Here is an 11,754-nt window from a genome sequence, read left to right on the forward strand (position 1 = left end):
TGCGCATCTGAAAGAGATAGTCAGAAAGCGGATCAATGAGGATTCAAGAGACAGGTACCTGGTTTGCGGTTCACTGAAATTTCTAAAATCACTTCATGAAAGGGGAATTACTCTTCTTGTTGCTTCAGGAACCGATCTGGAAGACGTTATAGAAGAGTCGAAATATCTGGGAGTTTATGACTTCATGGGCGGAGGTGTCTATGGAGCTTTGAGCAGCTTCGAGGAGTACTCGAAGAAGAAGGTAATACAGAGACTACTGACGGATAGGAAATTGCAACCCGACGAGCTGATTGTCATAGGAGATGGTCCGGTTGAAATTAGCGTGGGAAAGGAAGCCGGAGCCTTCACCATAGGGGTGGCTTCCGACGAAAGGAAAGGGTTCGGCTGGAACAAAGAGAAGTTTAATAGACTTAAGAGAGCCGGCGCCGACGTTCTTATTCCCGACTTTTCCCCGCTTTCTGCACTCATAGAGCTTATCTTTCCGTAACGGTTCATGACACAGAAACAGCGTGAAAAGGGATGATCCTCTGTACGCATTTTGGAAGGTTCCGATAGCTGCGACAATCCCTTCTTCAGAACGAACGACTAAAGGATCGTCGTAGTTGGCTTTGCTCAGGCTGAAGAGCAGTAGATGAGATAACTGTTCTTTTTTAGCGTATCTCAGATGATCAATTCAGGCTTCCGCAGAAAAGCTCGGAGGAACAGGAGTCTAGGTGTCGTAAATTAGCTTCAGTACAGTCATCATCGATAACTATGCAGGGAGAAATCAGCTTACCGAGAAGTCGATCACAGTTGTCTTAACCTATAAACGGGGGACGTATTCTCAGAACCAATGGCAATTTGATCTCGAATTGACCAGTTCAGATCTGCTTAAGATTCACTACAGTGGATCTTGTTTCAGTTTGCTTCCAAATCTTCCCTTCTCCGGAAAGGTGAAAGAATTTTGGGATGAATCTAACTGGCTTTTAGAGAATAAATAACGGGATCTTTACTCATGAGACAGAAATGGTTTTTGCGAAGAAGTGTCAGAGGTCACTCAGCAAGTCTGCATGCCTCGGTAGATAGTGGTGCTCTGCTGGATCTTTCTTACAGGTAAGCTTCTGTTCTAGGTGTGAGAGTTGATATAATTTAGAAGAGAGGTAGCGGTCGGAAAGACATAGCTTCGAGGAGGTTCCGTGATGAAGACGAAGGGTGGCTATTCAACTATTGTAGCGATATTCAGTCTTCTTATGGGAGTAATCGCGATTCTGAACTATTTGTTTCCGTTGAATCATATGCCTTTGCCCGACGGCCCCCATAATGTTGGATTTCGTTCCTACGAAGTATCTAATCCTGAACCGATGAGTGTTGCCGGAATCGACTACTCCGATCCTGGTAAGATCCGTCTCGAGGTCTGGTATCCCGCTGGAGATGTTTCCACGGCTCCGAGAAAGGGATGGATAGATAACGATCCTCTGGTCTATCAGGGCTTCGAAATAATGACCGGGTATCCCAAGGAACTCTTCGAACACATATATCAGGTAAAAACGAATTCCTTTATCGATGCGCCTCCCGTGGACGACTCGTCGACCTGGCCGATCATAATCTTGCTTCTTGGATGGTCTTCTATAAGCGAGTTGCATACCTCTCTTGCAGAATCACTGGCAAGCGCCGGCTATCTGGTGGTGGGTATAGAACATCCGGGAGCCTGCGCGGTGGTTTCATTTTCGAACGGGGATGTACACTACTTCCTCGGCAATGATCTTCTTGAGAGATTGCCTGAAGGAACAAGGGAGTCAAAGGTTAGAATGCTTTCCGAATACCTGGCTCGCGATATAAACTATGCCATCGAATACCTTAATGGAATGAACGAAGACCCCTCTTCGGATTTCTTCGAAAGGCTTAATATGAATGAGATCGGACTGTATGGACACTCGGGAGGAGGTGCGGTTGCCATTCAGTATGCACTGGCTAATAAAAACGTTCCCATGGTTCTAGCCGATCCGACTCTCGAGGGATTTTCGGCTCAAGAACTCGACACTGCGTTTTCAAATAGGATCCTGCTTATGTCAACTGAAGAATGGGAGCACGGTATCAGCGAGGAGTACTCTTCAACGATTGCGAAAGATAGAAACGAGTCCTTTTACAATCTTCGCATCTGCGGTATGAGACATGTAGATTTCGCGATGGTCAGAAATCTTTCGCCGCTGACATTTTTCTTCGGCGAAACGGGAAGGTTCATGAACGATGAAGATGCAATTAAATATCTTGACAGCGCGGTAAAGCTCTTCTTTGACAGTGTTTTCTTCGGCGGAGAAATCGAAGAGTTATTTGCTCTTTCCGAGTCCGTTCCGGAGTTTTCTATGTGAGAAGATCGCTCTCTTCTTCACCCTATAAACGTTTGCTGATCAGTAGTTCTGCCATATCGAAGTCGAAAGCGGTCGTAATCTTCGGATTAGGAGCGATCGAGTTTACAGTGATCACCTGTCCACCAGATCTGACGAAAAGCTGTACGTCATCCGTAGACGAAAGTATGTTTTCTTCAACCGCCCTTTTATGGGCTTCCAATATTTCATCATATGGAAAAGTCTGTGGAGTCTGTGCCAGCCTCAAACGGCTCCTGTCCGGTACATCCAAAACTTCGTCGTTCTCTACAAGATAAACTGTGTCGTTTACTCCTTCCGTTACTACCACCCCTTTACCTGGAGCAACAAGCCGAAGGAGCTCTGGAATCTGTTTTCGCGAAAAGAAGGGTCTAGCAGCGTCGTGAATCATTATTGCTTCTAGATTGATTTCTCTGCATGAGAGCAACCCTTTGTATACTGATTCCTGTCTGCTCTCTCCACCGGGGACAACCATCACCGAGTTCATCCCCCTCTTTTGAAGTATTTCCTTTGCTTTGTCAATCCAATCTTTGTGTACAACTAGTACCGTGAAGTGAATAAAATCAGATCCGTGGAATATCTCCACGGATCTGACAAACATCTCTTTTCCACCGAGAGTCATAAACTGCTTTGGAAGGGACGATTTCATCCTTCGTCCGGTTCCGCCTGCAACTATGATTGCTCCGGTCTTCATTTCAGTAAATGAACGACCAGCCCACTTCGCAGTTTTGGCTCGAACCAGGTTGATTTTGGGGGCATGATTTTTCCCTCATCGGCGACGGCGAGAAGCTCTTCCATCGAGGTTGAAAACATTGAAAATGCAACTGCCCAGCCATTGGTTATTCTGTTTTCGAGAGCCTTTAGACCTCGAATGCCTCCAACGAAATCAATCCTCGAGTCCTTTCTCGGATTATCGATTCCGAGAACAGGGCTCAAAAGGTTCTTCTGAAGTATGTCGACGTCCAGACTCGAGACCGGATCATTCTCGTCAAACGTACCCTTTCTGGCGGTGAGCTTGTACCACCTTCCCATAAGGCACATGCCGAACTCATGTCTCATGGCAGGTTCATACGGGTCTTTCGGAGCATTCTCGACTTCAAAGACCTGCTCAACCTTTTCAAGGAACTCGTTTTCGCTCATTCCGTTCAAATCCTGAACTACCCTGTTGTAGGCCATAATCTTCAGATGAGTATGTGGAAAGGCAACTGCCATGAAGAAGTTGTATTCTTCATTTCCGGTATGCCCGGGATTGCTTTCCTTCAGAAGTTCCCTAACTCTAGAGGAAGAGGCCGCCCGGTGATGGCCGTCGGCGATGTACATGCAGTCGATCTCCTTAAATGCCTCTCGAATTTCTTCAACTCCATCCCTCTCTTTCACCGCATAAAGCCTGTGTTCGACATCGTTTTCATCGATAACACGCATGGAAAGAGGCAGTTTTCTGCAATAACTCTGTAGGAGAGTTTCGAGCTTCTCGTTTGATCTGAATGTCAGGAAGACCATTCCAGTATTTGCGTTTACCGTTTTTATGTGTTTTATCCTGTCTTCTTCCTTATCCTGTCTGGTGAGCTCGTGTTTCTTGATCAAGTCTTTCTGATACTCATCAACACTTGCTCCTCCAACTACTCCGATCTGGATATGGTCCTTCATCTTCTGCCAGTATATATAATAGAGTGGCTCTTCTTCCTGTACTAGGACTCCAGTTTGAAGCATCGTTTCAAAGTTCTCTCTTGCCTTCTCGTACACTAGATCGCTGTAATGGTCTGAGTCCACTGGCAGATCGATCTCAGCCCTGATAACATGCATGAAGCTCTCGGGATTTCTCCCGATCTCTCTGGCCTCTTCAAATGAGACAACATCATAAGGGGGGCAATTGACCTTCTGCTCGATTCCTTCAGCGGGTCTCACTGCCCTGAATGGTCTAAAATCAGACAACGTCTATCCCTCCTCAACAAAACGTTTATAGTAATCTCTCTGGAGACTGAATATCTCTTCTCCTTCATCGTCGTACCCCTCGTGCGTGTGGCCGAGGACGTGGAGAACGCCGTGTATCAATATGTAATAGAGCTCTTCTTCAAAGGAGTTGCCAAACTCGCCGGCCTGTTCAGAAATTCTCTCAAGCGAGATTACTATATCACCTACTATCTCCTCTTCCAACCCGTACTGGAAAGAGAGGACGTCCGTTGGTTCATCTCTGTGTCTGAATTCTTTGTTTATGCTTCGAATTTCAGAGTCATCTGTGAAAAGGAGATTCAACATTCCTATCTCCCTTTCTCCAAGCTCTGCCTTGACGACCTTTTCTACAATATTAGATATTCTGCTCTCTTCTATCTTCTTCGATGTCTTGTTTTGAATTTGAATCTCCATTGATGGATACCACCTTTTCCGTAGTTTCTTTTGGATACTCGATCCTTGGTTGGTTCATATTCATGAGGACCCGAGTAAAGGCTTCAATGATCTTCTCGAGATCGTTCAGATCAAGGCCGCTCTGGTCAAGCTGCCTCTCGTTGTAGATTCCATTGACAATCTCCTCGACCAGTTCCTGGGTCTTTGCAGGTGTGGGCTTTTTGATGCTCTTGAATGCAGCTTCCACCGAATCGGCCAGCATAATTATCCCCGACTCTTTGAACTGTGGCTTAGGCCCCGGATATCTGAAATCGTCGCTTCTCTCTTCTTGCCCAATGTTTTTAGCTTTGTGAAAGAAGAATTTCTTCACTCTCGTTCCGTGGTGCTCTTTGATAACGTCTTCAACAAGAAGCGGAAGCCTGTACTTTCTTGCCTGCTCGACCCCCTGTTTCACGTGTTCATTTATCACAAGGTTTGACATTGAGGGGGTGAGGTTATCGTGAGGATTCGTTCCCTCCTGCTGATTCTCGGCGAAGTACTGGGGCCGTTTGGACTTTCCGATGTCATGAAAATATGATGCGACTCTGGCCAGAATTGCATTTGCTCCGATTCGCTCGGCCGCCGCTTCTGAAAGGTTTGCAAGAGAGATGCTGTGATAATACGTTCCTGGAGCATAAATCGACAGGTTTTTCAGAAGTGGGTGAGAGAGATTGCCCAGTTCAAGGAGGCCCGTATTCGAGTAGATTCTGCTTGCATACTCAAGATAGGGAATGATTCCGATAGCAATAACTGACGATAATATTGGGTTAGCAAAAGCTATCAGAAGATCCACCGCGTTAATGGACTCACCCTGAAGAGACATCCTGATCGCGTTTATCGCCACGAATATCAAACTGACTTCGAATCCTGCTCTTGCTATTTCAATCCTTCTCTCTATAGCTCTTGTCGTGAGGGCAGTCGCCAATACGACCACTGACAACAATATGAAGGTTTCCAGAGAGTTGTCGAGATTTGCAGATGCAAGAAACGACATGAACAGCCCGCTGCCAATGCCTTCCTGATAGCCTATCAGTATGGTAACCATCGAAACACTCAAGAAGATAGGTGTCATTTCTGGCAGAAGCGCCTCATCTCCCAAAGAAGGAACGAAGGAATTAACGAAAACACCGAAGGACACTACGGAAAAGAACGTTATTCTATATGCGCTGTGAAGGTTGAAGTACCTGTTACTTCTCACGGACCTTTCCGCAAAGATGTACCAAAGAATTGCCGATCCAACGAAATACAGAAAAGGTTTTGAGGGAAGCGAAAGGAACGGCAGTCTGTTTAGTAAAGCAAGGAACACAGGGAAGACTATGAAATTAGTGAGATCCTTTATGTTCAGAAGTCTCTCGAGGGGGAACTGGACCTTTGAGAGATCACTTTTCTTCAGTTTTTTCTTCTCTCTCATATTCATCGTAGGCCTTTATAATGTCCTTCACCAGAGGATTTCTTACTACATCCTGGTCTGTTAAATAGGAGAAGCCGATTGTGGGGACCGATTTCAAGACTCTCTGCACAACGACAAGTCCCGATCCGGAATCCCTTGGAAGATCAATCTGAGTAATGTCTCCGGTGACAACTACCCTCGATCCAAAACCGATTCTTGTCAGGAACATTTTCATCTGTTGATAGGTCGTATTCTGAGCCTCATCTAGAATTATGAACGAGTTGTTCAGAGTTCTTCCCCTCATATATGCAAGCGGAACGACCTCGATTATCGAGCTCTCCCTGTAATAGGAAAGCTTCTCGGCCGGTATCATCTCCATGAGCGCATCGTAAAGGGGTCTCAAGTAGGGATCGACTTTGTCTAGAAGTGTGCCCGGAAGATATCCCAGTTTCTCTCCGGCTTCGACCGCGGGTCGAGTTAGGATTATTCTCTGGACTTTGCCAGACTTCAAAAAGTCAACGGCCATGGCAACGGCAAGATACGTCTTGCCCGTCCCTGCAGGACCGATGGAAAAGACCAGCTCTCTCTCTTTCATTGTCTCCATGTAGTTCTTTTGCCCGATTGTTTTAGGCCTTATTCTATTGGAAAGTAATGTCGTTTCCTTTACTTCGTTGTAGACTCCCTTGAAACTATCATCATCTTCATCGTGCTGCAGGTGTTGATCTACAATGTACTCGAATTCCCTCCACTCGACTAGATGACCGTCTCTGCTCATTTGAACCAGTTCATCAACAATCTTTTCAGCTATGTCAATCCCATTACCGTCTTCACCCTTTATCCAGATTTCGTCACCAATTATAGAGATTCTTACGTCGAGTTTTTTCTGAATATACTTCGCTTTTCGATCGTACTCTCCGAAAAGCTCGGCTACTTCAACTCCCATGGGAAGACTGAGCTTTCGTACTGCCAAAAGAACACCTCCTACTCCAGAGATTATACATTAATATTCTAGGATAAGGAGGTTTTCAAGGATCGCCCTTTCACTCGTCGTCGACTTCAGTAGATTGATCTTTTTTGTAGCTGTTGGCCTCTGCAAGAAGATCTCGTATTCTTCTGGTTGTCAGTCCGAATTCCTTTGAAAGCTCGTTCATGTTGTTTCCAAGGACCTCTGAGCGTTGCACCAAAAGTTCATGCGAAACACTCTTGTACACCTCTTGAAGGAAGTCTTTATATGTTGTGCCATTCAACATTCTTGCCACCATTGCTTCTTCGGCTAGAAGCTTGACGTTTTTCGACATTGAGGAGTTTACTGAAGCCTGAACAACATCGTTTACTGCCAGGTATTCTTCGATCATATTGATCAGTTCTCTCACATTCCCCGGATAGCTGTAGGAAAGGAATCTCTCCTTGAGATCTTGAGGAATGTTCTCAAACTTTACGAGATATCCCTTTTTTTCAAGAAATGCATCAAAGATCTGGGGGATATCGGTCTTCCTCTCCCTCAGGGGCGCTAGGTCGACCTTTACGGCCGATAGTCTGTATCTAAGGTCATTTCTTATAGCAGCATCGTCATACCTGTTGGTCGCGGTGATGAAGCGTACGTCAACTTTTATGGGCTTGGTGGCGCCGATCTTGAAGAACTCTCGGTTCTCGGTTATGGCAAGAATCTTCGCCTGGAGATTTAGAGGCATATCTCCGATCTCGTCCAGAAAAAGTGTTCCGTTATTGGCCTGTTCGATAAGGCCGACCTTCTCGGTTGTTGCACCTGTGAAGGCTCCTTTCTTGTAACCGAACAGCTCGCTCTCAAGGAGATTCTCCGGTATAGCTGCGCAGTTTATAGAGTAGAAAGGTCTGGAGCCCCTCGGGGAGAGCTTTGCAATAATCTCGGCAAGAAGATTCTTACCAGATCCGGTCTCTCCAAGAATCATTATCGAACCGTCGTAGAACATCGAAAGAACGATCATTTTCTTCATCTGCAGAACCCTGTTGCTGTTTCCAATGATCTTATCTAGATTCTCGTCTATATTCTCCGTGATTTCCTGGACTATTTGTCTAGGGCTCTTGTAACTACTGACAACACGGTAATAACCCTTGAATTCCTGACGTTCTTCTGAATAACCTCTAATGATGAAAGCTCTGATTGGATTGTTATTGATGAGAATAATATTGGTAAATGCGAAAATCCAATCATTAAGGACATCTTCGCTGTACTTGCTCGCATCTATGAAGAGAATCGTCGGCATCTCCTTCCCCAGACCGACAAGGTAGTCGAAATCAACATCAAAAAGGCTTTCGAAGTACATTTCGCACTGCATGGATTCAAGGTTTTCCCCGACCACGATCTTTCTGTAGAGCAAAATTACACCCCCAAATGTGAAGAGTCATCTCTGAGATTATACAATGCTGGTCGGTGCCAGCAATAGGACCAAACTACTGTGAAAACTGAAAAGGCGAAGAGGATCTTACTAGATGGTATACGCATTTCAACCTTCGCTTCGTTGATATTGATCAAACTGATGCTATATAATTGAATATAGACGAGGAGGTTAAGATGGACTACAGAGACCGTTACAGAAAGTGGCTCGAGAGCCCGACTATCGATGAGCATACTCGCAACGAACTGATATCGATTAAAGACGATGAAACGGAGATAAAGGATCGATTCTACAAAGAGCTCGAGTTTGGAACCGCTGGCTTGAGAGGCAAGTTGGGCGCCGGTGACAACCGGATGAACAAATACACTGTTGCGAGGGCAACACAGGGTCTGGCGAATTTCATTCTTTCAGGAGACCCCGCTTACAGAGAAAAGGGTGTGGTGATTGCCCACGACTCGAGGCATATGTCGAAAGAGTTTGCAGAGATTTCGGCAGCCGTTCTTGCGGGTAATGGAATAAAGGTCTATCTCTTTGATGACATAAGACCCACTCCGCTCCTCTCTTTTTCTGTAGTCCAACTTTCCACTGTAGCGGGGATAATGATTACCGCAAGCCACAACCCTAAGGAATACAATGGTTACAAGCTCTACTGGGATGATGGTGCTCAGGTTCTTCCCGAGATTGCTGATGAAGTCTACACTCAAATGCGCAAAACCGAGTTATTCGTGGGGTCAAAGATGATTCCGCTTGAAGTGGCGAGAAAGAACGGGTTGCTCTTAGAAGTGGGCAAAGAGCTCGATGATCTATACATTTCAAAAGTCCTGTCCCTAACACTGAGAGATTCCGAAGATGAGCTGGATAAGTCAATAAGGATAGTTTACACGCCCTTGAACGGCACTGGGAACATTCCTGTGCGTCGTGTGCTGGATGAGAGAGGTTTCAAGAACGTCTTCGTAGTTCGCGAACAGGAATGGCCCGATCCCGATTTTACAACAGTAGGATACCCAAACCCTGAAGATATAAAGGCCTTCGCGCTCGCCAAGAGACTCGGTCTTGAAAAGGACGCTCATATCCTGCTTGCAACGGATCCCGATGCAGATAGATTGGCAGTAATGGTCAGAGATGACGACGATTATGTCGCTTTGAATGGCAATCAAACCGGAGCGCTGCTGGTCAACTATCTTCTCCTTTCGATGAGTGAGAAGGGCTTGCTTCCGGAAAACGGATTCATTGTGAAATCAATAGTAACGGGAGATATGGCAAAGGTAATTGCCGAAGGATTTAATGTCAGGACCTATGAGGCACTCACCGGCTTCAAAAATATTTGCGGTAAGGCGCTCGATATTGAAGAACGAGGAGAGGGGAGATTCATCTTCGGTTATGAAGAGAGTATCGGATACGTAGCAGGGAACTTCGTAAGAGACAAGGATGCCGTATCTACTTCGATGCTTCTATGTGAAATGGCGGCGTATTACCTTAAGGCTGGAAAGTCCCTTTTGGATGTCCTGGAGGAACTCTTTGCAAAATATGGAGTCTTCTCCGAAAAGCAGATTTCGATCGTTCTTGAAGGAGTTTCGGGACAGAAAAGAGTCAAAAGAATAATGAAGGAGTACCGGAAGAGCTACCCTTCCGAAATCGATGGTTCGAAGCTTACTCACTATCTAGACTTTTTAAGCGGTGTTGATACCGACATTATGAACGGGAATGAATCAGAGACTGGAATCCCCTTTTCGAATGTGATCAAATTCTCTTTCGACGATGGCTCCTGGTATGCCGTTAGACCGTCGGGAACTGAGCCGAAGCTCAAAATATATATCTACTCAAGATCAAAGAATAAAGAGGAAGCTTTGTCAAAGGTAGACAGGATCGAAAGGATTGTTCTTGGCAGAATAGAGTCAGTAGAGTAGACCGGCTTGCCTGAAAACGCCGGATTGGAGGCAGCAAACTGAAAATTTCTAAAACCCTGATTATGATCTTCCTTGCCCTATGGGCTCTTTCTTACATACTCGGTGTGATTTTAACCAAAGGCTCTATAGCAGAACATGAAGGATATCTCTATCGTGCCGTTTCCCGTAGTCTTCTCTGGCCGATCATCATCGTAATCCATTTTCAGTTTGTTAGAAAGTATGAGAAGGCAGATTTCGACAACGTTTGGCTACTTTCGCTTTACGCTTCTTTCACTTTCTGGATCATCTTTTCGGCAGTTGAAATTAAGAGTATCGCCATGATCCTGGCGATTCCGATCTTGTATCTTTCGGCTCAGTTTCTGAGGCTATCCAAACCCAGTTATGGCAGAATACTGAAGCACATAAAATCGAGCTATCTTGGGAGTATTTCCTTTTCCTTTAGTCTCGTTATACTGGTTTGTAGCCTCTCGTTATTCTTTTCCTCGGAAGCCGCTTCGGTGCTGCTTCTCTTTTTGCTTCTAGTTCCGGCAATTATACTTACCCATTTCAAGGCAGACCTCCTTTCGGGAGGTGTTTTCGCCTGGTTCTCATTTGCTGTGGGATTCGTCAATCTCGAACTTTCAAGTTACATAACGGTCGCCGGTTTTTCCCTGGGAGCGATCTTCCTCCTGCTTGTGAGTTTTTCGATCTTTATCGCAAAGGAAGACCCATCTAGAAAAGTCTTCGCAACCGTTAATCCCGCAGAACCGATAGATGAGGCTGAGCTCAGGATCAAATTAGATCAAGAAGAGACTAGATCGAAATCACGCCCCTGATTACAGTGACTGCCTTTCCCCGAATCAGGATTCTTCTGTCATCTAGCAACTCAGTCTCGAGTTCTCCCTTTCTAGCCGAAAGCTGACAGGCCTTCAGCTTCTTCTTGTTTAGCTTCTTAGCCCAAAAGGGGCCAAGAACTGTGTGTGCCGATCCAGTAACCGGATCTTCGTCTATACCAACCCACGGAGCAAAGTATCTGGAGTAAAAGTCATATCTCTCGTCACCCGAGCACGTAACGATAAGACCTTTTGATTGTTTACCAAAATCTGTTTTCAGAAGTCTTTTGGTGTCAAACGAAAGTGTCTCAAGCTTATCTTTTGCCGGGATTTCGTAGAGCAGTTTTTCCGTACCTGGCGAATAATAGGCATCGCCTTCAATCCCGATTATCTCCCCGATCCTTCTGTCTAGATCGATTCTTGCGGGATCCTCGGAAGGGAAATCCATCTCAATCATTTCATCGACAAGCCTCACTTTCAATCTCCCGCTGAGTGTTTCGTAAAAGATCTCGCCTTTAATACCCA

General features: G+C 45.5%; 11 protein-coding genes. 4 read left to right on the forward strand and 7 right to left on the reverse strand.

Features of this window, described 5'->3' with window-relative positions; translation table 11 throughout:
* Both BG32_RS12965 and BG32_RS12970 read left to right on the forward strand, forming a co-directional pair.
* The coding region (locus BG32_RS12965) for an HAD family hydrolase (protein WP_183084342.1) at positions 1 to 487 on the forward strand (487 nt) is incomplete at its 5' end.
* 691 nt (positions 488 to 1,178) lie between these two features.
* Positions 1,179 to 2,348: a hypothetical protein gene (locus tag BG32_RS12970; protein WP_121526951.1), complete on the forward strand. Its 1,170-nt coding sequence runs from the start codon at positions 1,179 to 1,181 to the stop codon at positions 2,346 to 2,348.
* A 22-nt stretch (positions 2,349 to 2,370) separates the two neighbouring features.
* Here the strand turns inward: BG32_RS12970 and BG32_RS12975 are convergent, their stop codons facing one another.
* The 6 genes from BG32_RS12975 to BG32_RS13000 all read right to left on the reverse strand — a co-directional run bounded on the left by BG32_RS12975 (position 2,371) and on the right by BG32_RS13000 (position 8,492).
* A complete protein-coding gene (locus BG32_RS12975; RefSeq protein ID WP_121526952.1) occupies positions 2,371 to 3,057 on the reverse strand; it encodes a 2-C-methyl-D-erythritol 4-phosphate cytidylyltransferase in 687 nt (228 codons plus the stop codon).
* Positions 3,054 to 4,295, reverse strand: a complete 1,242-nt coding sequence (locus BG32_RS12980) for a DUF1015 domain-containing protein (RefSeq protein WP_121526953.1) — start codon at positions 4,293 to 4,295, stop codon at positions 3,054 to 3,056. The genes BG32_RS12975 and BG32_RS12980 overlap by 4 nt, the downstream gene beginning before the upstream one ends.
* Positions 4,296 to 4,298: 3 nt before the next feature.
* On the reverse strand, positions 4,299 to 4,727 hold the full coding sequence (gene ybeY / locus BG32_RS12985; protein ID WP_099771409.1) for an rRNA maturation RNase YbeY: 429 nt from the start codon (positions 4,725 to 4,727) through the stop codon (positions 4,299 to 4,301).
* On the reverse strand, positions 4,669 to 6,162 hold the full coding sequence (locus BG32_RS12990; RefSeq protein ID WP_099771410.1) for an HDIG domain-containing metalloprotein: 1,494 nt from the start codon (positions 6,160 to 6,162) through the stop codon (positions 4,669 to 4,671). The genes ybeY and BG32_RS12990 overlap by 59 nt, the downstream gene beginning before the upstream one ends.
* A complete protein-coding gene (locus BG32_RS12995) occupies positions 6,125 to 7,105 on the reverse strand; it encodes a PhoH family protein (RefSeq protein ID WP_099771411.1) in 981 nt (326 codons plus the stop codon). Before BG32_RS12995 ends, BG32_RS12990 begins: the two co-directional genes overlap by 38 nt.
* Positions 7,106 to 7,175: 70 nt before the next feature.
* Positions 7,176 to 8,492, reverse strand: a complete 1,317-nt coding sequence (locus BG32_RS13000) for a sigma 54-interacting transcriptional regulator (protein ID WP_121526954.1) — start codon at positions 8,490 to 8,492, stop codon at positions 7,176 to 7,178.
* 194 nt (positions 8,493 to 8,686) lie between these two features.
* On the opposite strand from BG32_RS13000, the gene BG32_RS13005 reads away from it, so the two are divergent.
* Both BG32_RS13005 and BG32_RS13010 read left to right on the forward strand, forming a co-directional pair.
* Positions 8,687 to 10,417, forward strand: a complete 1,731-nt coding sequence (locus BG32_RS13005; RefSeq protein ID WP_121526955.1) for a phospho-sugar mutase — start codon at positions 8,687 to 8,689, stop codon at positions 10,415 to 10,417.
* Positions 10,418 to 10,479: 62 nt separating this feature from the next.
* Positions 10,480 to 11,232, forward strand: coding sequence for a hypothetical protein (locus BG32_RS13010; protein WP_121526956.1), 753 nt, complete (start codon positions 10,480 to 10,482; stop codon positions 11,230 to 11,232).
* Here BG32_RS13010 and BG32_RS13015 read toward each other — a convergent pair.
* A partial coding sequence (locus BG32_RS13015) for a PhzF family phenazine biosynthesis protein (RefSeq protein WP_121526957.1) occupies positions 11,210 to 11,754 on the reverse strand: 545 nt, incomplete at its 5' end. The genes BG32_RS13010 and BG32_RS13015 overlap by 23 nt on opposite strands.

The sequence above is a fragment of the Mesotoga sp. HF07.pep.5.2.highcov genome (genome assembly GCF_003666285.1).
Taxonomy (GTDB): Bacteria; Thermotogota; Thermotogae; order Petrotogales; family Kosmotogaceae; genus Mesotoga; species Mesotoga prima.